Here is a 23,638-nt window from a genome sequence, read left to right on the forward strand (position 1 = left end):
TACAGCTAGCGGGTCCTACTTGTAGTCGTACCACCCGTGGCCGGTCTTGCGGCCGTAGTCACCGGCCTCGTACTTCTCCTTGACGGACTCCGCCGGCAGGGACGCGGGGTCGCCGGTCTGCTCGTACTCGGCCAGCCGGATCAGGTAGACCACGTCGATGCCCACCATGTCCATGAGCTCGAACGGACCCATGGGGTGGTTCAGGGCGGTCTTGGCGGCCACGTCGATGTCCTTGTAGTCCGCCACACCGTCTTCGTAGAGCTTCAGCGCCTCGGAGCGCAGCGCACCCAGCAGGCGGTTGGCCACGAAGCCCGGGACCTCCTTCTTGAGCTCCACGGGGGCCTTGCCGATCGAGCGGGCCAGCTCCATGGCGGTCTCCACGGTCTCGCGCGAGGTGCCCTCATGGGGGACCACCTCCACGCACTTCATCACCAGCGCGGGGTTGAAGAAGTGCACGTTGCACACCTTCTCCGGGCGGTTCGTGGCGTCCGCCACGCGCGAGGAGACGATGTTCGAGGAGTTCGTGGCCAGGATGGTGTGCTCGGGGCACACGGCGTCCAGTTCCGCGAAGACCTGGCGCTTGATGGTGAGGTCCTCCACCGCGGCCTCGATCACGAAGTCCGCCTGCGCGGCGCACACGTCCCGGTCCGTGGAGAACGTCAGGCGCTCGAACGCGGCATCGACGTCCTCCTGGGTGCGCCGGCCCTTGCTGACGTCCCGGTCCATGCGGGAGTGCAGCTGCTCGGAGGCCTTGTCCACGGCCTCCTGCTTGATGTCCACCACGTCCGTGTCGTACCCGGCCAGGGCGCACACCATAGCGATCTGGGAGCCCATGGCCCCGGCGCCGATCACGGTGATGTGCTGGATGTCCTTCAGGGGGTTCTCGCTCACTTGCTCACGTCCTTCTGTGCGTTCTGCGGCGCGTCCTTCTGTGCTGCGCTGTGGAAATCGGGGGTCCGCTTCTCCAGGAACGCGGTGGTTCCCTCGGCCTTCTCGGCGCTGCTGTAGAGCACGGACTGGGCCAGGCGCTCCAGCAGGATCCCGGTCTGGTGGTCCACGTCGAAGCCGTGGCGGATCACGGTCTTGGCGAGCTGGATGGCCAGCGGCCCCTTGGCCATGATGGCCTGCGCCGCCTCGCGGGCGGTGGCCAGCAGCTCGCCCGGCTCCACCACCTGCGTCACGAGCCCCATGTCCAGGGCCTCGTCCGCCTTCACGCGGCGCCCGGTGAGCACGATCTCGGTGGCCCGGCCCAGGCCCACGAGCTTGGCCAGGCGCTGCGTGCCGCCCGCGGCGGGCATGATGCCCAGCCCGGTCTCGGGCAGCGCGAACTGCGCGTTGGTGGAGGCCACCCGGATGTCGCACGCCAGGGCCAGCTCGTGCCCGCCGCCGAACGCGTAGCCGTTCACGGCCGCGATGGTGGGCTTGGGGAACTGCTCCACCTTCTCGTACACGCCCTGCATGGTGGCCTTCAGCCCGTCCTTGGGGGTGCGCACGGCGAGCTCGTTGATGTCCGCGCCCGCCACGAACGCCTTGTCCCCGGCGCCGGTGAAGACCAGCACCTGCACGTCATCGTTCTCGGCCAGCTCCGCGAGGGTCTCGGTGATGGCCCGCAGCACGGTCGCATTGATCGCGTTGCGCACCTCCGGCCGGTTCACGGTGACCAGGGCGATCCCGTCCGTGACGTCCACGGTCAGGACGTCGTTGTTCTCTGCGCTCATGATGCGTTCTCCTTCGTGTTCTCGTGCGGGGCGTGCGCACCCGCGGTGGCACCACCGGTGTCGTGCGCGCCGTGCGTGCCGCGGGCGGCGTCGGGAACCTCGGCTCCCTCCGGCACCCGGGTGATCTGCCCGGTCTCGGGGTCGACGACGGCGCGCGGCCGGCTCAGGCGCGCGAGCACCGCGGCCGCGACCACCAGCGCCAGACCGATGAGCGTGACCAGGGCCCCAGGCAAGAACATCATGAATCCGCCCACCGCGAGAACCACCCGCAGGTACAGGGGCAGCTGGCGTTCCACGAACGTGAGCCAGCCGCCCATGGCCGCGGCGATCGCGTAGACCGCCACGAGGCTGGAGAGGAAGGCCAGCACGATGTGCACCGGCTCCCCCTGGGCCACCAGCGCGGGGTTGAGCGCGAAGCCGAACGGCACCACGTACTTCACCGCGCCGAGCTTCATGGCGGAGAAGCACGTGGCCATGGGGGAGGCCTTGGAGATGCCCGCCGCCGCGAAGGCCGCGAGCCCCACGGGCGGGGTGATGTAGGAGACCGAGGCCCAGTAGATGACGAACAGGTGCGCGGCGATCGGGTCCACGCCCAGGGCCGTGACGGCCGGGACCATCACGATGGCCAGGAACACGTACGCGGCGGAGATGGTCAGGCCCATGCCCAGGATGAAGCACACCACGGCGCCGGCGATCAGGATGAGCACCACGTTGTCGCCCACCAGGGCCACCAGGTCACGCGAGAGGGACAGGGCCACGCCCGTGGCGGTCAGCCCACCGAGGATCAGGCCCACGCCCGCGATGATCCCCACGATCTGCGCGAGCGTCTTGCCCACGTCCACGCCCATGTCCACCCACTGGCGGGGGCCGAACGTGACGCTGGGCTTGACCAGGGCGATCAGCAGCAGGATGGCCACCACCCAGTAGGGCACCTGCGCCTCGGAGTCCGTGGTGAACAGCAGCACCGTGAGCACGGCCAGGGCGCCCAGGTAGGGCCAGCCCATGGCCAGGGCATGGCGGGCGCGCGGCAGCAGGTTCTTGGGCGTGCCGCGCAGTCCGCGCTGGGCGGCGTAGCCGTCGATCTGCAGGAAGATGCCCAGGTAGTAGAGGATCGCGGGGATGGTGGCCGCCACCAGGATGGACGTGTACGGCACGCCCACGAAGGAGACCATCAGGAACGCCGCGGTGCCCATGATGGGCGGGGTGATGGAGCCGCCGGAGGATGCGGTGGCCTCCACGGCCCCGGCCACCCGGGCGCTGAACCCGGAGCGCTTCATGGCCGGGATGGTCATGGGCCCCGTGGTCAGCACGTTGGACACCGCCGAGCCGCTCATCATGCCCATGGCCGCGGAGCTGGCCACGGCCACCTTGGCGGAGCCGCCGCGGTAGCGGCCGAACACGGCCATGGACAGCTCGTGGAAGAAGTCCGCGCCGCCGGTGTGCTGCAGCACCACGCCGAAGAGCAGGAAGCCCACCAGGATGGTGCCCGCGGTCTGCAGGGGCAGGCCCAGCACGCTGTCCACGCCCATGGTGTGCACCTGGGCCAGGGTGGGCAGGTCGTAGGAGATGCCCTGCAGGAAGGACAGCGGGATGATCCCCGCGAACAGCGGGTACACGGAGAACAGGAACGCGATCACGAGCACCACGAGTCCGGCGGCCCGGCGCAGGGTCTCCAGGATCAGGGCCCAGAACACGAAGCTCAGCACGGTGGCCAGGGTGGGGGCCATGTACTGCCAGCCGTACTCCTGGATCTCGATGCCGTGCACCGCGAAGTACACGCTGGTGCCCACCACGGCCAGCACCAGGAGCACGTCGTACCACGGCACGCCCCGCCGCTGCCGAGCCGCGGACCCGGGGGCGTGCTTGCGGATGGGGGTCACGATGAACACGATCGGCACGAACACCGCGATCAGCAGGTACAGGAACGAGTTGGTGGGGATGGTCACCCCGCCCACGTTCCAGAAGAACACCTGGTTCATGGTCAGCAGCACGCCCACCACGGTCAGCACGATCACCAGGCTGCGCCAGAACGGCGTCAGCCGCGGGCTCGCGTCGTGCAGGGAGACGTCCGAGGGCATGGTGGGCTGGGCGGCGTCGTCACCCCCGTGCGGGTGCGTGGCGGTGATCTCCGCGCCGGTGCGGGGGTCGATAGCCGGTCCGGGGGTGGTGATGGGGCCAGCGGTGCCAGTGGGAGCCGAGGCACTGGCGGGGCCGGCGGCGTCGCCGGTCTGGTACGGGGTGCTCATGCGTGGCCTCCGGAGGGTGCGGTGGTGGACGAGGCGCCGGGCAGGGTGCCGGGGGTGTCCGGGAGCTCGGGGAGGTTGGCCTTCTTCCAGTCCACCCACTGCTTGCGCGCGGACTTGGGGTCCTCGCGGTCCTTGTGGTCCTGCCAGAACGCGGGCCAGGCCTCGTGCATGCGGCGCTCGCGCTCCAGCAGGGCGTCCTGGCGGGTCTGCAGGTCCTTGCTCCAGCGGCCCTTGCTGGTGAGGAAATCCACCATGGCGTCGTGGAACGGGATCACCAGGGGCGTGAGCTGGATCTGGTCCGTGCCGAAGCGGTGGGCGTCCGGGGTGGTGTCCTTGTAGTCCGGGTAGTAGCGGTCCATGTCCGCGACCAGCGCGGCCACCTCCTCCGCGGGGCGGTCCGCGCGGGCGACCACCGGGATGGTGTACTGCATGTTCACCGCCGTCTCGCCCTTGGCCAGGCCCGCGCCCTTGGAGAACTCGCCGGGCTTGACCATGGGGGCCAGCTCCTTCCACGTGGCGTACTGGTCGGGTGTGCCGCCGCCCAGGTTCAGCCAGCGGATGGGGTACTGGGACGCGAGCTCAGAGACGTTGGCGCCCACCACGTTCTGGTACAGGGTGTCGATCTGCCCGGTCTTCAGCGCCTCGATCTGGCCGCTGTAGGTGACGTCCACCATCTGGACGTCCTTGCCGGTGAGGCCGCCGAAGTTGAGAATCGCCTCCATCTTGCGGTTGATGGACGTGCTCGCGATCAGCTTGGGGAACTTCTTCCCCTTGAGGTCCGCCACGGTCTCGATGCCGCTGTCCTTGCGCACCAGCACCCCGTAGTTGCCCGGGGGAGTCCACACGAGGCGCAGCGCTTGCGGGCCCCACTGCTCCGAGCAGTACTCGTCGTTGCCTTCGAACGCGTAGTAGTACTCGTCCCCGGTGCGGGAGTACTGCGCGGTCCCGTTGATCAGCGGCGCCAGGCGCCCGATGCCGGTGTCCGAGGTCATCAGCCGGATCTGCCGGCCCGTCTTCTGGGTCAGCGTGTTGGCCACCGCGGCGAGATCGTTGTACGTGCCCGTGCCCACGCCGTACGTGGACCACACGAGCTGCTGCGAGCCCCCGGCGGCCTTCGAGCCGCCCGAGCACCCGGCCACACCGGCCAGCACGGGTAACGACGCCGCTGCGGCCAGGAGCGCGCGGCGGTTGAGTGTACGGGGCATGGGGCCTCCACTGAACGGGTCCGTCGGATCGCCCGGGTCCGGCCCCTCTCGCGCTCGCGGAGGGGCGGACAACCGGAGACTCCCATTCATACAATGGATGGGTGACCCAGAACACTTACCCGTGAGTTTCATGCGGAACGGGTATCAGTGGTGGTTGGGGCGGGCAATGCCGGGTCGGGTTGCACCACAGGTGAGCGCCGCTGCCACCATCAGGCGGGGCGGTCGTGGCGGGCGGAGCAAGGGCGGCTCGTGGCCGGCGCGGGTCGCCGGTCAGGCCCCGCCTCACACGTTCGTGCCCTCTCAGTGCGAGGCCGCCGGGCCCCCTTCGTGCGCCACGTTGCGCTGGTGCGCCTGCACGTCCGCGAGGAGACGACGCCGCTGCAGCTCCACCGTGCGACCGTCACCTCGGTCGGTTCGAGGGTTCGATCGTCCGCCGGGCCGGCGTCGGAACGTGGTCGCACCGCTGGCCACCACACCGAGCAGTGCGACCAGCATGGCCAGCATGGGCTCGCGGGCCAGGAAGAAGATCAACAGGCTAGCGATCGCGCAGGACAGAGAGAGGATTCCGGGGAGGTACTTCATGGTGCGGGCTCCTGATTCTGAGGTGGTCCTACGGTGTTGTCTCTCGACACGTCTGAGGTGGCTTCGCGCCATGAGTACATGCCCTTGCACGGTAAGCCCGGCCCAGCGGCCGATTCCAGTGGACTCGCGGACCCGCAGGCAACTCTGGCCGACTGGCCAATCGACCCATGCGGCGCGCTCCCCGATAGGCTCCGGCCATGGACACTTCCGCTCTGGACTACGTCGTGACCGAGTGCAAGGCACTACTCGAAACCCGGTTTCCGGACGGGTCGGAGCACGGTGCGGCGGCCATGCTGCTCGAGGACGGCGCCGTGGTCACCGGAACCGCCCCGGACATGCCGAATGCCGCGGTCGAGGTGTGCCACGAGATCGAACCGTACTGTGCCGCCCACCGGTTGGACCTCAGGGTGGTGGCCTCGGTGTGTGTGCACCGCAGGGCGGATGGCAGCGTCGTCGTGCTGAGCCCGTGCGGGGTGTGCCGGGAACGGTTGGCGGCGTACGGGCCGGACGTCCTGGCGGCGGTGGCGGACCGGGACGATCCCACGGCGGTCGTGTGGAAGCGATTGGCGGACCTGCTGCCGGACTACTGGCTGACCGCGCTGACGGGTGACGCCCACCCCGGCTGGCTGCGGTGACGGGATGCCCCGCGGGGAAGTGGGCCCGGCATAGGCTTCCCTCATGGGCACTCGAGGAATGAGCGTGGGGGAGCCAGCGGCGTCATCGTCGGCGGTGGCTCCCGACGAGGACATCGACCGTTTCGACGCGGAGGCCCGGCGATGGTGCGCCGAGGCCGGGGCGAAGGTGCGGGCGGAGGGCAACCGGTCGTCGGACACCCACCTGCTGTCGGTGCCGCTGCCCGAGGAGTGGGGCGTGGACCTGTACCTCAAGGACGAGTCCACCCACCCCACGGGCTCGCTCAAGCACCGCCTGGCGCGCTCGCTGTTCCTGCACGCGCTGTGCAACGGGTGGGTGCGCAAGGGGCGGCCGGTGATCGAGGCGTCGAGCGGGTCCACGGCGGTATCCGACGCGTACTTTGCACGGCGGATCGGGGTGCCGTTCATCGCCGTCATGGCCCAGGGGACCAGCCGTGACAAGATCCGCCTGATCGAGCTGCACGGCGGTCGCTGCCATGTCGTGGAGCGCCCGGACCAGGTGTAAGACGTCGTCGCGGGCCTCGCGCGCGAGACCGGCGGTCACTACATGGACCAGTTCGCGTTCGCCGAACGGGCCACGGATTGGCGCGGGAACAACAACATCGCGGAGTCGCTGTTCGCGCAGATGTCCCAGGAGCGCTATCCGGATCCCGCGTGGATCGTGGCCACGGCAGGCACCGGCGGGACCTCCGCGACGATCGCCCGCTACGTGCGCTACACCGGCCGCCAGACGGGGGTGTGCGTGGCGGACCCGGAGAACTCGGCCTTCCTCCCGGCCTGGCGCGAGCAGGGCCCCTCGGTGACGACGCCGCTCGGGTCCCGGATCGAGGGCATCGGCCGGCAGCGCGTGGGGCCGAGCTTCATGGGCTCGGCGATCGACCGGATGATCCGCGTTCCCGACGCCGCCGCGGTCGCCGCGATCCGCCACCTGGACACCCTGATCGGTCGCAAGGCCGGGGGCCTCCACGGGCACGGGGCTGTGGGCGGCGTTGCGCATCATCTCCGAGATGGTCCGGGCGGGGGAGCGGGGCAGCGTGATCGCGCTGCTGTGCGACCTCGGGGACCGCTACCTGGACAAGTACTACTCGGACGAGTGGCTGGCGGGGGAGGGATTGGACATCGCCCCGTACCTCGAGCGGTTGGAGGGGTTCATGGGAGGTGGGGAGTTGGGGTGAGCTACGAGCCACCCCGCCCGGCGACGATGAAGATGGGCAGTCAGCGTTGTGGGGTGCCCCTTGGAACTGGCTTCTAGCCGACTCCTGCGGTCCGCTTTTCGAGTTCCGTAGCACATAGGGGCAAGCCGGCGCGAGCGAGACCCTCGAGGTACCCATTCCACGTGATCGTCGGATTCCGCATGTCCGCCACCACTTCTTCGGCGATGCGGACCACGGTTGAAGGGTCCAAATTCAACTGATCGAGTAAGAAGTCATCCGGAGACCGCACCGCAACGTCATAGGGCTTGAGGGCGGTCGTCGGGAAGTCCTTCTGGTTGGATGTCACGATGAGCTCGGCTCTTGAACGGACCGCTGCTGCCAGCACATGTCTGTCCTTGGGGTCATTGGTCATGGCAGGCACGAGGCTCTCGTAGTTCTCGACCAGAGTGGCCTGAATTGCTTGGCCGTGGCCAGACGCAGTAGTAGATCTGCGATAGGCATGGGAATCAATACGCATGCATCGAGAACCACCGGGAACGACATGGGGATTTACCGGGTGGCCGGGTCTGCCGGGATGTCGAAGTATGTGCCGTGGTTAGCTGCCTCGTGAGTTGCCTGTCGGAGGCCTTCGCGGCGTGTCTTCTCGAGGCGTTCTTCGTAGGCAATGAGATCAGTCAGCAGGACTCTGCGGTGTCTTCCGACTTTGGTGAATGGGATATCACCTTGCTCCAGCAGCTTGACCAGTGTCGGCCGGGAAATTCCCAGATGATCAGCAGCCCTCGCTCTGCCGCAGCCGCTTCCATAGGTCGAACGCCAGAGCGGGTACCGCGGGACAAGGTTGGTCCCAGTTAGGAGTTGCGGGTCTTTCCAGGATTGGCATTGCCGCCCTGCCCGGCGACGAGGCGGCGCGTGCCCTTCGCGCAGTAGGCGACCACCCGCTCGAGCGGTCCCTGCCCAAGAGTCCGCTGCCAGATGACCGCGAAGACGGCGGCCACCAGTACGTGGACGAGGTACCAGAGGTAGGGGGAGTCGTAATGCAGCTCGAGGGACAGGGCCAGCAGGTGCGCCGAGTACAGCGTGAGGGTCATCGATCCCATCGCCGACAACGGCAGGAGCCAGTCCCCGATCTTCTGACTGATCAGCAGGAACACCCCCAGCACCGCCAGACTCAGTCCGAGGCTGGTCGCAATGGCCAGCGGCGTGTTGGAATGCGGGGTCGTGATGGCCAACCACCACCCGGTGTCGGTCGGTAGTGAGCCGGTACCCCACACCAGGATCTCGTCGAGCTTGGACTCGCTCAAGCGCGATGCCTCCTGCAATACGGAGTAGCCCCCGAGGCCGTAGAGGAGCACGGCGGACACGAGCTGGGCCAACACGGTGAGCGCGACGCCCACGATCACCAGGCGGACCTGAGTGCGCACTGCCCGTAGATCCAGGCGGCCCAGCCCCATCCCCACCAGTAGATACGTCATGTACGGCAGCGCCGGATAATTGCCCGTCAGCAGGAGCTGAGAAAGCGTGCCCGCGGGGTTGCTGAGGACATTGGGCAGCGTGGGGTTGTAGTACAACCACTCCGGCAGGACATTCAGCATGCGCTGCATCAGCAGGGGCGAGAGGATCCCGAACGCGGCGGCCCAGATGAACAGCGTCTTGGGGCGGGCATGCAGGAACGGGATGGCCAGGATGAAGAACATGCCGTAGTAGAACAGGATGTTGTAGGCGGGAGGATCCTCCGGCATCGCGGCGTTAACGGTCATACCCACCGTGACGATCAGCAGGGCGCGGACCAGGACACTCACCCGGTCAGCGGTCAGGGCTCGCCCCTCGCGTGGTTGTCGGGCGCCGGAGCCCAGCGCCAGGCCCACTCCGGCCAGCAGCGCGAACAGGGCCGCCGAGTGCCCGGAGAACAGTCGCCAGGACCAGCTGGCCTCCCCGGTCTGCTCGTTCCACGCGGGCAGCAGGTGGATGGCCATGAGCCCGATCAGTGCCAGCCCCCGGGCGGCATCGATCCCCACCAGTCGCCGCTTGCGTGGCGCCCCGTCCGTTGCGGTTGCCACGTCCCCCGTGCCCCCGCGTCGTGTCGTATTCACTCGTACTCCTGAGTTCTCCCCGGCGTCGCGGCCCCCTAACACGTGCTTTCAGGGATAAGCCCTACCCTGCCCGCGACCGTTCCCACAAATCGAACGCCATGGCCAGTTCCACCAGATCGGTGGGTGGAAGCTCCTGGAACCGTTTGGCGATCGCCTCGGACTGGCGGTTCTGATTCCATACGGAATCCTCCAGCACAAGACGCACCTGCGGGGAATGCGAGAAGTCCACCCTGGTGTTGTTGCGCGCCTGTTGCTGCAGGTCCTTGTTCTCGGCGGCCTCGCGGACCAGTAGTTCCACCGCGCTCACCTTGTGCTCGTCGCTGGCGTCCAGGCCTCCGAGGAATCTGTTGACCTTCTCCACCAGCTCGGCCTTGGCCGCCCGCTCGCGTTCCTGCTGGCGGGTCATGCCGGCCTCGGTCATGCCCTGCAGCCCTCGGGCCTCGCCGTCCTCCAGTTGCAGGTCCTCGTCCCGCTGCTTCTCCAGCCGGTAGTGGGTGAGGACGACGTCGTCCGCCGTCACCGTCTCGCGCTCGCCGCCGTCCAGCTGCTCGCGCAGCAGTCGCGCCAACAGGTCCGCGAACACCGAGAGCTTGAGGTAGTACGTGTCCCCGAAGTTGAGGATCTGGGAGAAGAACGCATAGGACTTCGTGTACTGGTCCAGCAGGGAACGGAACTTGTCGAGCTCGTCGCGCGCTGCGGCGTCGTCGTCGTACACGGCGCGGGACCAGCGGTTGGTGAACCGCTCGACCGCCGGCACCAGCGCCGAGGTCAGCGCGCCGCGCTTGCCGTTCCTGTCCGACCACGCCGCCCACACCCGGTTGACCTCCGCGGGCGTGTAGATGTTGGCGGCATCCAGCTTGGTCATCTGTTTGGCCACGAGGTCCGGGTCCGAATCGGTTTCGATGCGCGCGTCCTCGTAGTAGTCCTGGAACGCCGCCAGGATCTGGGCGGGGTCGTTGACGAAGTCCAGCACGTACGTGTTCTTCTTGCCGTCCGCGCGCCGGTTGAGCCGCGACAGCGTCTGCACCGCGGCGATCCCGGAGAGCTGCTTGTCCACGTACATGGCCGTGAGTAGCGGCTAGTCGAAGCCCGTCTGGTACTTGTTCGCCACGATCAGGATGTTCTGGTCCTCCTGGCTAAACACCCCGGCCAGGTCCCTCCCGCGCAGTTCCGGGTTCATGGACGCCTCGGTCACCTCCGGCACGGCCACATTACCGATCGCGGTAACATCCGGATCCGGCAGCGAGCCCGAGAATGCCACGAGGGTTTGCAGCGGCAGCTTTTCGCGTTCGATGTGCTTCTGGAACGCCCGCTGGTACTTCACCGCGGACGCACGCGACCCCGTCACCACCATGGCCTTCGCGCGCCCGCCCAGCTCCTTCTTCACGGTGTGCTGATAGTGCTTGAGGATCACGTCCACCTTGGAATCCACGTTCGTGGGGTGCAGCTCCACGAACCCGATGTACGCGCGCGTCCCCTTGCGCACGTCCCTCCTCGGCCGACGACGCCGCCGCCGCGCCCGTCGCCCCGCCTCCCGGCACCGCGGCGAGGTCGTTGCGGTACAGCCGGTCCTTGCCCGCCGTCGCCGCGCGACTCGTCATAGCCTCAGCATCCCTTGTATGTGGGTAACCGCCGATACCATCTAATTCAAACGGATGAATCTGATGGAAGCGCGTTTCGGGCGCAAAGGAGACGAACTTGATGGCGAGACGGGCCGCGAAGACGAAGCCAGCGAAGACGCTGGAACAGACACTGTGGGATGCCGCTGACAAACTCAGGGGCAACCAGGAGCCCAGCGAGTACAAGCATGTCGTGCTGGGTCTGGTATTCCTCAAGTACGTCTCCGACCGGTTCGAGGAGCGCCGCGAGCAGCTCAAGGGCGAGCTGGCCGCCGAGGGCATCAAGCCCGAGCGGATCGAGTCGTTCTTGGAGGATCGCGACGAGTACGCGAGCCAGAACGTTTTCTGGGTACCATCCCTCGCGCGATGGGGCTACGTGCAGTCGGTGGCGAAGCAGCCTGAGATCGGCCAGCAGATCGACCAGGCGATGGATCTCATCGAGAAGGAGAACCCCTCCCTGCGCGGCGTGCTCCCTCGCAACTATGGCCGGGACGGTCTCGACAAGCGCCGTCTCGGTGAGCTGGTCGATCTCATCGGTTCGATCGGCTTCACTGAGACCGACGATCACGGCGCAGACGATGTGCTCGGCCGCGTGTACGAGTATTTCCTGGGCCAGTTCGCGGGCAAAGAGACTGGCAAGGACGCCGGAGCGTTCTACACGCCACGCTCCGTCGTCCGGACGCTCGTGGAGATGCTGGAGCCCTACAAGGGTCGCGTCTATGACCCAGCAGCAGGCTCTGGCGGCATGTTCGTGCAGTCAGCGGAGTTCGTGAAGGCCCACGGCGGCAAGCGCACTGACATCTCTGTGTACGGGCAGGAGTTCACCGATACCACGTGGAAACTGGCGAAGATGAACCTGGCCTTGCGGGGCATCGAGGCTGACATGGGCACGCACTCGGCTGATTCATTCACCGAGGATCTCCACCCAGACCTGCGCGCTGACTTCGTAATCGCGAACCCGCCGTTCAACGTGTCTGACTGGTGGGATGCGAAGCTCGCCGACGATCCCCGATGGAAATACGGAACACCACCGAAGGGCAACGCGAACTTCGCATGGGTGCAACACTTCCTTCACCATCTTGCTCCCTACGGCACAGCAGGGTTCGTGCTCGCCAACGGGTCACTGTCTTCCAAGAGCAGTGGCGAGGGCGAGACCCGTCAGCGGCTCGTCGAGGCGGGCCTGGTCGACTGCATCGTCGCGATGCCCGACAAACTGTTCTTCAACACTGGCATCCCCGTGTCACTGTGGTTCGTTTCCAAGGGGCGTGACGGCAACGGGCACCGCGCGCGCAAAGGGGAGGTGCTGTTTATTGACGCCCGCAAGCTCGGCCGGATGGAGTCACGCAAACTGCGCGTGCTCGATAACGACGACATCGGGAAGATCGCGGGCACGTACCATGCGTGGCGCGACCACGACGGCGGTTACCAGAACGAGACTGGGTTCGCGAAGGCCGCGAAGATCGAAGAAATCGAGAAGCATGACTTCGTCCTGACCCCTGGCCGCTACGTAGGTGCGGCGGAGGCGGAGGTTGACGACGAGCCGATCGACGAGAAAATCGAGCGCCTCACGACCGAGCTATTTGCAGAATTCGAGCGCGGACGTGAGCTTGAAGATGAGGTTCGTGCTCGACTGAGAGGTGTGCTTTGACTAGCAAGTCGTGGAAAGCCGGCACGGTTGGCGAGGTTACGCATCGTGTGACGAAGGGAACCACGCCAACGACACTTGGCGGGACGTTTGAGAGTAGCGGCATCAACTTCGTCAAAGTGGAGTCGATCACCGAAGCTGGAACGCTCAATCATTCAAAGCTGGCATTTATTGATGAGCAGACGCACGCAATGCTTGCTCGCTCGATCCTAGAGCAAGACGACTTGCTCTTTTCGATCGCTGGCACAATTGGCAGAGTTGCACGAGTGCGACCCAGCGATCTCCCCGGGAATACGAACCAAGCAGTCGCCATTATTCGCCCCAACCCAGAGAAGGTCGATCGCGACTATCTCTATTACTGCTTGCGTGATACAGAGCGCATTGCACGTGCACGAACACGAGTTGTGCAATCTGTGCAGCAGAACTTGAGCCTCGCGGAAGTATCTAATATTGAGCTGCCTCTACCGTCGTTGCCCGAGCAGCGCGCGATCGCTGCGACGCTCGGCGCGCTCGACGACAAGATCGAGTCGAACCGGCGACTTGCTGAACGAGCGTCGGCGCTGATCGATGCATCTGCCTCGCAGCTCCTGGCGCGCACATCGACGGAGGTTCTACCTCTCGCCGACCTTGTGGAGTTCAATCGACTGAGCGTGAACCCGCACTCGACCGATACCTTGCGCTACATTGACATCGCGTCAGTATCATCGGGGCAGATCGACTCGGTTCAGGAGCTAACCTGGAATGAAGCGCCGAGTCGGGCACGACGTGGTGTGAGCGATGGTGACGTAATTTACTCGACCGTGCGCCCTGGCAACCGCGCCTTTGCTCTAATTGTTGACCCGACTCCCGGCAGCGTCGCCTCGACTGGTTTTGCCGTCATGAGCCCGAGCGTCCGACTCGGCTCATCGATGTTAACGAGCGTGGTGGGCGCGCACAAGTTCGCTGAGTACCTCGAATCGGTCGCCCACGGTAGTGCGTATCCCGCCGTCGGTATTCAGGCCATGGGTAACTATTCGGTTGTTGTGCCGAAGGAAGCCGTTGTCGCCGAGCAGTTCGAGGCAGACACGATGCCACTGCGGCGCCGTGTCGCTCAGGCTCGGGCTGAGTCGGAACGTCTTGCCGCCCTTCGGGACACCCTGCTCCCCGAGCTCCTCTCCGGTCGTGTTCGGGCCCCCATTGAAGGAGACCCTGCATGACGAATATCAACGGCGATTGGGCACAGAAAAAACTTAACGAGTTTATTGCGGCGACGACAGTCTCATACGTCCCGTCGCCGCCTGGGTCGGTTGGATTCCACGGCTACAAGACCGCAGCGTCGGAGGACGACATCGTCAAGAAGGCTCAGGTCGTCGAGCAAATTCTCGACCGTATTGTGCCCGGCTGGCGTGAGAGCATCAAGAAGAAGGACCGTCAGAAGTGGTCAATTCACTATGAAGCATCTATTCGAGCGCGGGAGGCCTTAGTCCGTGCCGATGAGGTCCGAAAAAATCTAGGGGAGGATGCCCCTGAGCTGTCTGCTGCGAAGCTGCACTCCTGGATCTGGGAGGGAGCGTCGTCATTGTGGCATTCGGGTCATTACCGCGAGGCGGTCGAGGGTGCGATCCGCAAGTTAAACGCCGAAACACAAAACAAGCTCGGTCGTCGCGACGTGAGCGAGACAGACCTTTTCAACCAGGCGTTCAGCGAGCAACCTGCTGCTGCGAACAATCCACGCCTCCATCGGATGCCGAACGACGGCAGTAAGACCTTTAAATCAGTTCAGCGCGGGGCTCGCATGTTCGCCGAAGGTGTCTTCGCCGGTATCCATAATCCGCTCGCGCACGAAGCTGAACAGGAAATGCCTGAGCAGCAGGTACTGGAGTACTTGGCCGCACTCAGTGTGCTCGCACGCTGGGTGGACGAATCGGTTCTGAGGAGTGTCACATGAACACCTTCAATGAGAACGTCGTTGAGCAGGCCGCTCTGGAGTACTTCGCCGAGCTGGGTTACCGACGTGTGCATGGCCCTGACATCGCGCCAGGAGAGCCTGGCGCTGAGCGGGAGTCGTACGAGGACGTCATGTTGTGGGGGCATGTGCGTGATGCGCTTCGGCGGATTAATCGTGGTGCGGACGCCGCGCTTGTCGCAGAGGCTGTGAAGACGGTTCAGCGTGCCGAGTCACAGAGCCCAATCGACGAGAACGCTCGCCTGCATAAGCTCATCACGGAGGGCGTACCGGTCGAGCATCGCGGCGACGATGGTCTGCTGCGCACAACGCGCTTGTGGCTCATGGACTTCGACGAGCCGGAGAACAACGACTGGGTGGCTGTCAGCCAGTTCACGATCGTCGAGAACGGCAAGAATCGCCGCCCTGACGTGCTCGTCATGGTCAACGGGCTCCCGCTCTCGTTGTTGGAGCTGAAGAACCCGGCCGCTGAGCACGCGACGCTGAAGTCGGCGTGGAACCAGGTGCAGACCTACCGCCATGACATCCCGTCGGTGTTCGTGCCCAACGCTGTCACGGTGATCTCTGACGGCACATCTGCTGCGATGAGCAGTTACTCGGGTGCGTTCGAGCACTACGCGCCGTGGAAGACCATCGAGGGGCGTGAGGTTGTCAGCAACCGGCCAGCCCTTGAGGTTCTCATCAAGGGTGTGTTCGAGCCGAAGCGGTTCCTGGACCTGCTGAAGAACTTCGTCGTGTTCAGTGACGAGACAGTCACCGACAAGTCGACAGGACAGCCGACGCGGGCGCTCGTGAAGCGTGTGGCGAAGTACCACCAGTACTGGGCGGTCAACGCTGCCGTCGAGTCCACGGTGCAAGCGTCAAGCCCTGATGGGGACCGTCGCGGCGGTGTCGTGTGGCACACGCAGGGGTCGGGAAAGAGCTTCGAGATGGTGTTCTACGCCGCGAAGATCATGCGTGACCCGCGCATGGCGAACCCGACGCTGGTGTTCATCACTGACCGCAACGATCTCGACGATCAGCTGTTCGGCGAGACTTTCGCCCCCGCGCGCATCCTGCCGGAGACGCCGGTGCAGGCAGCAACGCGCTCGGATCTGCGGGCCAAGCTGAAGCGCGCGTCGGGTGGGATCGTGTTCACCACCTTGCAGAAGTTCGCGCCGGGCGAGGACGGGGATACCAACCCCGTGCTCACTGACCGTCGGAACGTCATCGTTATCGCCGACGAGGCGCACAGGAGTCAGTACGGCTTCAGCGAGACGCTCGACCGCCACGGCCGGCTCAAGTCTGGGCTGGCCAAGCACATGCGCGACGCGCTCCCTGGTGCCACGTACCTCGGTTTCACCGGCACTCCGATCGAGTCGAAAGACAAGTCCACCCGGGCTGTGTTCGGCGACTACGTCGACGTGTACGACCTCACAAGGGCAGTGGAGGATGGCGCGACTGTCCGGATCTTCTACGAGTCCAGGCTGGCAAAGATCGAGCTGTCGGAAGTTGACCACGCAGCCCTCGACGAGCTCGCCGACGAGATCACCGAGTCCGTCGAGGAAGACACGGCAACAGCTGCGAAGTCACGTTGGTCGCGGCTGGAGGCGGTCGTCGGAGCGGAGGCACGACTTGACCTCGTAGCTCGCGACATCGTGGAGCACTGGGAGAAGCGCCGGGAGTCCCTGTTCGGCAAGGGCATGATCGTGACCATGAGTCGCCGGATCGCTGTACGGCTGTACGAGAAGATCGTCGCGCTGCGGCCCGATTGGCACTCGGATGACCCGGCGCAGGGCAAGATCAAGGTCGTCATGACCGGGTCCGCGTCTGATCCTGCTGAGTTCCAGCCGCACATCCACTCGAAGGACGTGCGCAAGGACCTCAAGCTGCGGGCGAAGAACGCGGACGACCCGCTGGAACTGGTCATCGTCCGTGACATGTGGCTGACCGGTTTCGATGCCCCGTCGATGCACACGATGTACGTCGACAAGACCATGCAGGGCGCCGGGCTCATGCAGGCCATCGCTCGGGTCAACAGGACGTTCCGCGACAAGCCTGGCGGGCTGATCGTCGACTACATCGGAGTGTTCGCGAACCTCCAGAACGCGTTGAGCGAGTACTCGCCGTCCGACCGCGAACAGGCTGGCGTGCCCATCGACGAGATGGTCCAGGTGATGTTGGAGAAGCATGACATCGTGCGCGGGCTGCTGCACGGCGTCCAATTCGATTCTTCCCCGGAGCTGACAGCCTCGCAGCGGTTGAACGAGTACGCGAAGGTCCTCGACTTCGTCATGGCGGACCCAGACCGGACTTCGCGATTTAATGACCAGGTGCTGGCTCTGGCGAAGGCGTTTGCGCTGGCGGGCGCGCGCGATGAGGCAGCCGCGATCCGGAACAATGTCCGACTGTTCACGGACGTCAGGGCAGCGATCCTAAAGATCCAGAACCCTGACTCCGGCCGAGGCGGGTCAGGTGCCGTAGGGATCGATACAGCGCTCGGGCAGCTACTCAACGAGGCCGTTGCGGCCGATCAAGTCGTCGACGTCTATAAGCTCGCTGGCGTGGATACGCCAGACCTCTCAATCCTCAGCGACGAGTTCCTCAATTCGTTCGCGGAGAAGGACAAACCCAACCTCCAAATGGGTCTGCTGCATCGGTTGCTCAACGATCAAATTCGTACGGTGCAGCGCACCAACATTGTTCAAGCACGCAAGTTCTCCGAGCTACTGGATGAGGCGATTAACCGATACACGAACCGATCACTGACGACGGCAGAGATCATTGCGGAGCTGGTAAAACTCGCCAAGCAAATGCGCGACGATCAGAAGCGCCACGACGACCTCGGGCTTTCTAGCGCTGAGGTCGCGCTCTATGATGCGATCGCGCAGAACGATTCCGCCGTGCTGGAAATGGGCGACGAAACGTTGAAGAAAATTGCTGTCGACGTGGTCTGGGCAGTCCGCAACAGCGTTGTCATCGACTGGGATCAAAAAGAGAGTGTCCGTGCCTCGATGCGATCCAGTGTGCGCCGCATCCTCGCAAAGTATGACTATCCTCCTGATGCTGAGGACGAGGCAGTCAACCTTGTACTGGAGCAAGCAGAGTTGTATGCCGACAGCGCAACGAGGTAGACACCAATGATGAATATCTGGGGGACTGTTGCACGGTAGACGACGCTATCACCTACCCGTGTAACAGTCCCAGCGATAAGATCATCAAGGAGCCTGGTAATGATACCAGCGAAAGGTGGTAATATGTTCAACCTACTGGTCGGATATACGCACGACGAAAATGAAATCGTGCCTAGGGATCGACTTTTTGAGTACACTGATCAAAAACTACAAGAGCGTTTAGGTGAGGACTATATTTCGACACTCACGTCGATTCCAGCACTGTCTATGCCCGAAATTCAGGACGATGGTTCAGAGAAGTTTGCACGAGTCGGTTCCGTTTCGAAGTCCCACGATGCGCAATGGGGCCCGGCTTTCAGGTTCTTGCCTAATCCAAATGTTGACCCAATTCCAGCGAGTACAATTCAAAATCTCGTCACGGATCTGAAAATTAGTTCAGAGGGTTGGGGGGAATTCTCGCGTACGCACTGGGCTGTCAAAGACGTCGATCTGTTTCAAGTGCTGTTTGAACACCAGGCCCGGTTGAGTAAAGGTGGCTCGCAGGCCTTCCGCTCGTCAGGTGCCGTTCGGTTCCCTGTGGAAACACCACGCAATCCCAAGCTGGTGGTAGTGATGATGCCATTCAAGAAAGAATTTGACGTAGTACACGAGACGATCCGGGGTGCAGTAGATGACGCAGGACTCATCAGCGTACGAGTCGACGATATTTGGGAGCATGATCACGTGATGGGTGATGTCCTCTCGGCTCTCTGGGAAGGGCAAATCGTTATTGCGGATCTCACAGGGCGAAATCCGAACGTGTTCTACGAGGTGGGCCTTGCCCATGCCTTACCGCGAAAGACCGTGCTTCTCACGCAGAATGCCGACGATGTACCGTTCGACCTGCAGCCGATCCGGTACCTTATGTACGGACTAGGGTCGAGTGAGCGCCAGAAGCTTCGCGGTGATTTGAGTAAGCGCCTCAGAACCCTGATTCAACAGGAACAGGACTGAAGGCTGTACGAGGTTCTGCCACTAAAGGTGTTCTGGTGCGAGTGTGAGGCAGGCACAAGGGATGGTAAGCATGATTCAAAACACGGCTCGAGGCGTTTTCCGCGTTATTCCCGGCGTCCTGTGTGACCTGACAGCCTGAACCTTAAGTTAATGGGCTTACTATAACTCTTCATCTTAGGAACAGGCTGCCCCTTCATGTATTGAAGTTTTCTCACCGGGCCGCGCGCTCTAGGGCTCGTGCAAATAATGGTAAGGGGCTGCTGATAAGGCCGGTTGCATGATGACCAGAAGGGCGTCGCCGGGGGATCCCTGGCCTCTACTGCTGCTTATAGGTGCCGCGCAGGATGTCCGCGTCACCCCAGATGAAGGACGCGTGGTTGAACACGGTGGGTGGCTGCCTTACTCGGTGGGGCGGGGGTCTACCGTGCAGTCTACGAGGGGGGCAATGAGAAGCTGTTCTCTTCGCGGCCTTTTGGGAGCTGAAGGTTCTCGGATCTGGTGCCGGCCAACCAGCGGAACCAAATGGGTCTGTTGCACGAACTGGTGACAGTGTGACCTGCCCCTGTTGGAGACCCTCTGTGGGCTCGCGGGTTTGTACCTTGCCGTGAAGCACCCGGACAGGTAGTACGGCCGCCCGCCATTGGGCGCCGCGGAGGCCGCGGGCGGCGTCGTCGATGGCCCGCGCGAACGGACGCGCCGCTGGACAGCGGGTGGGAACATCTGTGGTGCAGAACGACCAGAAAACAAGGAAAAACCGTGCGGATCGCGGCATGGATGTAGTGGAGAGCGTTTGCCGCGGCGCCAGAGGGTGAGGAGGGGGAAGCCGCGCTCCCCGAGGGTTCACCCTCCCGTCACCCCTACGTCGTCCGGCACACCCCGCAACCTTTTGATGAGTAACTCAAAACATGACATAGTGAAGCTATGACCTCGACAACACTGACCGATCAGCCCGGGGGACGCGAGAACGGCGGCGGCGCCGTCGTGCCCGTGCCGTGGACCAATCGGATCCGGGCGGCCGGACTGAGGGTCACCAAGCCCCGACTGGCGGTGCTGGACGCTGTCGATCGCCACCAGCACGCCACCGCGGACGAGGTGCTCGCGGACGTGCGCACGGCATTACCGGAGATCACGGTGCAGTCCATCTACGTGGTGCTGCACTCGCTCACGGACGCCGGACTGTTGCGCCAGCTGGACCTGGCGAACTCCCCGGCGCGGTACGAGACCCGGGTCGATGACAACCACCACCATGCCGTGTGCACGGTGTGTGGACGCATCGAGGACGTGGCCTGTGCCGTGGGGCATGCACCGTGCCTGACTCCCAGCGAGACCCACGGGATGAGCATCCACGTGGCCGATGTCGTCTACCAAGGCGTGTGTTCCGACTGCTCGGCCCAGCGGGCCGGTGCGACCGCGGCGCCCGTGTAGGCCCCCCTGAGCTCCGGGAACCCATCTGGGCCACCGGTTCACCCACCCATCCCAACCCCATCAAGGAGTACGCGATGACGGAATCCACACCGCACGCCACCGGGTCCACGACCCAGGCCGGCATTCCCGCTGTCAGCGACCGCAACTCGCTGACCACCGGCCCCAACGGTTCGATCGTGCTGCATGACCACCAGCTGGTGGAGACCCTGCAGCACTTCAACCGGATGAACATCCCCGAGCGTCGTCCGCACGCCAAGGGGGCCGGCGCGTTCGGCACCTTCGAGGTCACCGAGGACGTCTCGCAGTGGACCAAGGCGGACTTCCTGCAGCCGGGCAAGAAGACCGAGATGCTGGCCCGCTTCTCCACCGTGGCCGGCGAGCTGGGCTCCCCGGACACCTGGCGTGACGTCCGTGGCTTCGCCCTGAAGTTCTACACCGAAGAAGGCAACTTCGACATGGTCGGGAACAACACCCCGATTTTCTTCGTGCGCGACCCCATGAAGTTCCCGCACTTCATCCGCTCGCAGAAGCGCCTGCCGGACTCCGGGCTGCGTGACGGCACCATGCAGTGGGACTTCTGGACCAACAACCCCGAGTCCGCCCACCAGGTCACCTACCTGATGGGTGAGCGCGGCCTGCCCAAGACTTGGCGCCACATGAACGGTTACGGCTCACACACCTACATGCTGGTCAACGCCGAGGGCGAGAAGTTCTGGGTCAAGTGGCACTTCGAGTCGCGGCAGGGCGTGGAGAGCCTGAGCAACGAAGAGGCCGAGCGCCTGGCCGGAGCCGATGGCGACGTCCACCGTCGCGACCTGTTCGAGGCGATCGAGCGGGGCGAGTACCCGAAGTGGGACCTGTACTTCCAGATCATGCCGTACGAGGAGGCCAAGACCTACCGGTTCAACCCCTTCGACCTGACCAAGACCTGGTCCAAGAAGGACTACCCGCGGCACAAGGTGGGCACCATGACCCTGAACCGCAACCCGGAGAATTTCTTCGCCCAGATCGAGCAGGCGGCCTTCTCCCCGGCGAACATGGTCCCGGGCACCGGCAACTCCCCGGACAAGATGCTACTGGGGCGCACCTTCGCCTACGCGGACGCCCAGCTCTACCGCGTCGGCACCAACTTCCAGCAGCTGCCGGTCAACCGCCCGATCAACGAAGTGCACACCTACAACTTCGAGGGCAGCATGACGTATCACCACAGCGGTGCCCGGCGGGTGTACGCCCCGAACTCCTTCGGTGACTCCTGGTCGGACGAGACCGGTCCCGTGGACAATGGCTGGGAGGACGACGGCGCTCTGGTCCGCGAGGCCTACACCTTGCGTCAGGACGACGACGACTTCGGTCAGCCGGGCACCCTGATCCGCGAGGTCTTCAACGACGCGCAGCGCGCGCGGTTCGTGCAGACCGTGGCCGGCGCCCTCGATGGTGTCGCGGAGCCGGTGCTCTCCAACGCTTTCCAGTACTGGAAGAACGTGGACGAGAACATTGGTCAACGCATCGAGGAGGCCGTCAAGTCCAACGCCGCCAGCCCCGAGGTTCCGGGCATGGGCGTGGACGAGGACCCCACGAGCAACTCCGAGATCAGCGAGTAACGCTTCGGGGGTGAACGGACCCCGGGTGAGTTCGGTGGGCCCGGGCGCGGTGGGATGACCACCGTGCGGGGCTCCCGGCTGCCGATGGCCGCCCACCCCTGACGTTCACACGCGTGCGAACACCCGGTCAGTGATCCTGGCCGGGTGTTCGCGCGTTCCGGGTCTCGGGCATCTGCCAGAGGGCGCGCGGACAACTGAGCGCTCCAGGGGGAGGGACCCGACCGCTCACCTCGAGCACGGGCCCGTTCGGCAAGGACGGGCCGGGGAGCCGCGCGGCGCGGCGTCGTCCGGCGCGTAATGTCCGCGCTTCGACATCGGCGTCACAGAGCAATCGTTTGCGAATGCACGCCCGCGGGTCAGAATGAGGGCGGGGCTGCTGTCCGCGGCCCCGTGTCCTTCACTTATCGCCCCCACGAGGAAGTGTCATGTCCGAGCAGAATTACCCCCGCTACGACCACAACGATCCCCGGGAGCCGGTGGCCGGTCCCCGAGCGGACGGTGGTAACCCCTACGCCGCCGGTAGCACCCCCCGCTACGATGCGTACCCCGCCCCGCACGACGGCGCTGCGCAGCCCCCGCACGCGCCGCACCGCCCCGATAGCGAGCCGGGCTTCCTGGCCGCGTTGTTCGACCTGGATTTCAAGCACTTCATCACCATCAAGTTCGCGAAGTTCATCTACGTCCTGTCGATCGCGCTCAGCGCACTGGGCGGATTGATCATGGTGATCTCTGGATTGGTCGCACTCACGGAGAGCGCCGCGGGTCTGCTGTTCGTGGTCTTCGGGCTCGTGAGCGTCCTGATCAACATCGTGCTGATGCGCGTGTTCCTGGAGTTCGTGATCTCCATGATCCGCACTGCCCAGAACACGACCGCGCTCGTGGAGAGGCGCTGACCCGCGGCTGAACCCGCGGTGTGGTGCGTCTGGGCCGGCGTCCCGAGTGGGGGCGCCGGCCCGGGCGTGCACTACTTCAGCTCCGTGACCGGTGCGAACTCGTAACCGAGCTCCTTGATCCCGTGCACCGTCTGCTTGAGGTAGTTCAGATCCAGATACGGGTGGAAGAAGAAGCTTGCGGTGGATTCGCGCGCCGTGAGGTTCGCCTTCGCCCGGGAGATCAGGAACTTGGGATCGCGGATCGCGTGGTTGTTCTGCTCGCCCTCGGTGATGTTGCCCAGGTTCTCGGGATACACGGCGCCGCCGTAGATGTCGTGCACGGTGTACGGGAACTGCTGGCTGTAGGACTTGCCGACCTCGGAGGGCTGCCCCGTGAGGATGCTCGCGTAGTAGTCGCCCTGTTCGTAGCGCGCGTTGTACTCCTGGGCCATGGCCACGCACGAGTTCACGGAACGGCCGTAGTGCGGTGTCTCGAAGATCGTGGGCTCACCCAGACCGGCGTCCTCCATCACGGAGCGTCCCGCGTCCAGGCGGTCCCCCCACTCGTCCACGTCGTCCTGGGCCGCGCGGCCCACGGGCGTGATGTAGGAGTCGTTGGTGCGCTCCTCGAACGCGTAGGGCGCGGTGTCGGTGGAGGTGCACCCGAACCGGTAGAACTCGTAGTCCTCACCGGAACGCCCGCTGTACGGGTTGTCCATGGTGCCCATCTGGTGCGTGGTGCCGTGCTGGATGAGCGTGCCACCCTTGCCCTGCATG

The 23,638-nt window shown here is 64.8% G+C and carries 20 protein-coding genes and 1 pseudogene; 10 read left to right on the forward strand and 11 right to left on the reverse strand.

Going from position 1 to position 23,638, the window contains the following annotated elements:
- Window positions 1-15: 15 nt before the first annotated feature.
- The 5 genes from KRH_RS02470 to KRH_RS02490 form a co-directional block, all read right to left on the reverse strand.
- The gene (locus KRH_RS02470) at window positions 16-891 is read right to left on the reverse strand and encodes a 3-hydroxyacyl-CoA dehydrogenase family protein (protein ID WP_012397582.1); all 876 of its coding nucleotides are present in this window, start codon (window positions 889-891) and stop codon (window positions 16-18) included.
- Window positions 888-1,718, reverse strand: coding sequence for an enoyl-CoA hydratase/isomerase family protein (locus KRH_RS02475; protein WP_012397583.1), 831 nt, complete (start codon window positions 1,716-1,718; stop codon window positions 888-890). Before KRH_RS02475 ends, KRH_RS02470 begins: the two co-directional genes overlap by 4 nt.
- On the reverse strand, window positions 1,715-3,964 hold the full coding sequence (locus KRH_RS02480; protein WP_012397584.1) for a TRAP transporter permease: 2,250 nt from the start codon (window positions 3,962-3,964) through the stop codon (window positions 1,715-1,717). Before KRH_RS02480 ends, KRH_RS02475 begins: the two co-directional genes overlap by 4 nt.
- Complete coding sequence (locus tag KRH_RS02485) at window positions 3,961-5,169, reverse strand: TAXI family TRAP transporter solute-binding subunit (RefSeq protein WP_012397585.1); 1,209 nt, start codon at window positions 5,167-5,169, stop codon at window positions 3,961-3,963. Before KRH_RS02485 ends, KRH_RS02480 begins: the two co-directional genes overlap by 4 nt.
- Window positions 5,170-5,469: 300 nt before the next feature.
- Window positions 5,470-5,751, reverse strand: a complete 282-nt coding sequence (locus tag KRH_RS02490; RefSeq protein ID WP_012397586.1) for a hypothetical protein — start codon at window positions 5,749-5,751, stop codon at window positions 5,470-5,472.
- Window positions 5,752-5,948: 197 nt separating this feature from the next.
- Here KRH_RS02490 and KRH_RS02495 point away from each other — a divergent pair, with 197 nt between their 5' ends.
- Window positions 5,949-6,386, forward strand: a complete 438-nt coding sequence (locus tag KRH_RS02495; RefSeq protein WP_012397587.1) for a cytidine deaminase — start codon at window positions 5,949-5,951, stop codon at window positions 6,384-6,386.
- A gap of 58 nt (window positions 6,387-6,444) precedes the next feature.
- Window positions 6,445-7,579: pseudogene (locus tag KRH_RS02500) on the forward strand (PLP-dependent cysteine synthase family protein).
- A gap of 73 nt (window positions 7,580-7,652) precedes the next feature.
- Here KRH_RS02500 and KRH_RS11890 read toward each other — a convergent pair.
- The 5 genes from KRH_RS11890 to KRH_RS11685 all read right to left on the reverse strand — a co-directional run bounded on the left by KRH_RS11890 (window position 7,653) and on the right by KRH_RS11685 (window position 11,134).
- Window positions 7,653-7,970, reverse strand: coding sequence for a PIN domain-containing protein (locus KRH_RS11890; RefSeq protein ID WP_226905932.1), 318 nt, complete (start codon window positions 7,968-7,970; stop codon window positions 7,653-7,655).
- Between the two features lie 137 nt (window positions 7,971-8,107).
- Window positions 8,108-8,482: a helix-turn-helix domain-containing protein gene (locus KRH_RS12860; protein ID WP_081431627.1), complete on the reverse strand. Its 375-nt coding sequence runs from the start codon at window positions 8,480-8,482 to the stop codon at window positions 8,108-8,110.
- The gene (locus KRH_RS02510; protein WP_012397593.1) at window positions 8,407-9,615 is read right to left on the reverse strand and encodes a heparan-alpha-glucosaminide N-acetyltransferase domain-containing protein; all 1,209 of its coding nucleotides are present in this window, start codon (window positions 9,613-9,615) and stop codon (window positions 8,407-8,409) included. Before KRH_RS02510 ends, KRH_RS12860 begins: the two co-directional genes overlap by 76 nt.
- 94 nt (window positions 9,616-9,709) lie before the next feature.
- A complete protein-coding gene (locus tag KRH_RS02515; protein ID WP_012397594.1) occupies window positions 9,710-10,711 on the reverse strand; it encodes a hypothetical protein in 1,002 nt (333 codons plus the stop codon).
- 15 nt (window positions 10,712-10,726) lie between these two features.
- Window positions 10,727-11,134 (reverse strand): hypothetical protein, encoded by a 408-nt coding sequence (locus KRH_RS11685; RefSeq protein WP_012397595.1) that lies wholly within the window; start codon window positions 11,132-11,134, stop codon window positions 10,727-10,729.
- A gap of 215 nt (window positions 11,135-11,349) precedes the next feature.
- Between KRH_RS11685 and KRH_RS02520 the strand changes: the two genes are divergently transcribed.
- The 8 genes from KRH_RS02520 to KRH_RS11690 all read left to right on the forward strand — a co-directional run bounded on the left by KRH_RS02520 (window position 11,350) and on the right by KRH_RS11690 (window position 22,882).
- Complete coding sequence (locus tag KRH_RS02520) at window positions 11,350-12,915, forward strand: type I restriction-modification system subunit M (protein WP_012397596.1); 1,566 nt, start codon at window positions 11,350-11,352, stop codon at window positions 12,913-12,915.
- Window positions 12,912-14,108, forward strand: a complete 1,197-nt coding sequence (locus tag KRH_RS12005; protein ID WP_012397597.1) for a restriction endonuclease subunit S — start codon at window positions 12,912-12,914, stop codon at window positions 14,106-14,108. Before KRH_RS02520 ends, KRH_RS12005 begins: the two co-directional genes overlap by 4 nt.
- Window positions 14,105-14,839, forward strand: coding sequence for a TIGR02391 family protein (locus tag KRH_RS12010; protein ID WP_012397598.1), 735 nt, complete (start codon window positions 14,105-14,107; stop codon window positions 14,837-14,839). The genes KRH_RS12005 and KRH_RS12010 overlap by 4 nt, the downstream gene beginning before the upstream one ends.
- Window positions 14,836-17,970, forward strand: a complete 3,135-nt coding sequence (locus tag KRH_RS02525; protein WP_012397599.1) for a type I restriction endonuclease subunit R — start codon at window positions 14,836-14,838, stop codon at window positions 17,968-17,970. Before KRH_RS12010 ends, KRH_RS02525 begins: the two co-directional genes overlap by 4 nt.
- Before the next feature lie 123 nt (window positions 17,971-18,093).
- Entirely contained in the window at window positions 18,094-18,963 is an 870-nt protein-coding gene (locus KRH_RS02530; RefSeq protein ID WP_105590545.1) for a hypothetical protein, read from the forward strand.
- A gap of 921 nt (window positions 18,964-19,884) precedes the next feature.
- A complete protein-coding gene (locus tag KRH_RS02535) occupies window positions 19,885-20,388 on the forward strand; it encodes a Fur family transcriptional regulator (RefSeq protein ID WP_081431576.1) in 504 nt (167 codons plus the stop codon).
- A gap of 74 nt (window positions 20,389-20,462) precedes the next feature.
- On the forward strand, window positions 20,463-21,989 hold the full coding sequence (locus KRH_RS02540; protein ID WP_012397602.1) for a catalase: 1,527 nt from the start codon (window positions 20,463-20,465) through the stop codon (window positions 21,987-21,989).
- A 425-nt stretch (window positions 21,990-22,414) separates the two neighbouring features.
- On the forward strand, window positions 22,415-22,882 hold the full coding sequence (locus tag KRH_RS11690) for a DUF4282 domain-containing protein (protein ID WP_012397603.1): 468 nt from the start codon (window positions 22,415-22,417) through the stop codon (window positions 22,880-22,882).
- Between the two features lie 71 nt (window positions 22,883-22,953).
- On the opposite strand, the gene KRH_RS12750 is transcribed toward KRH_RS11690, so the two are convergent.
- The gene (locus KRH_RS12750; protein WP_012397604.1) at window positions 22,954-23,637 is read right to left on the reverse strand and encodes a DUF2334 domain-containing protein; all 684 of its coding nucleotides are present in this window, start codon (window positions 23,635-23,637) and stop codon (window positions 22,954-22,956) included.
- Window position 23,638: the final 1 nt, after the last annotated feature.

The organism is Kocuria rhizophila DC2201 (assembly GCF_000010285.1).
GTDB classification, from domain to species: Bacteria; Actinomycetota; Actinomycetes; order Actinomycetales; family Micrococcaceae; genus Kocuria; species Kocuria rhizophila_A.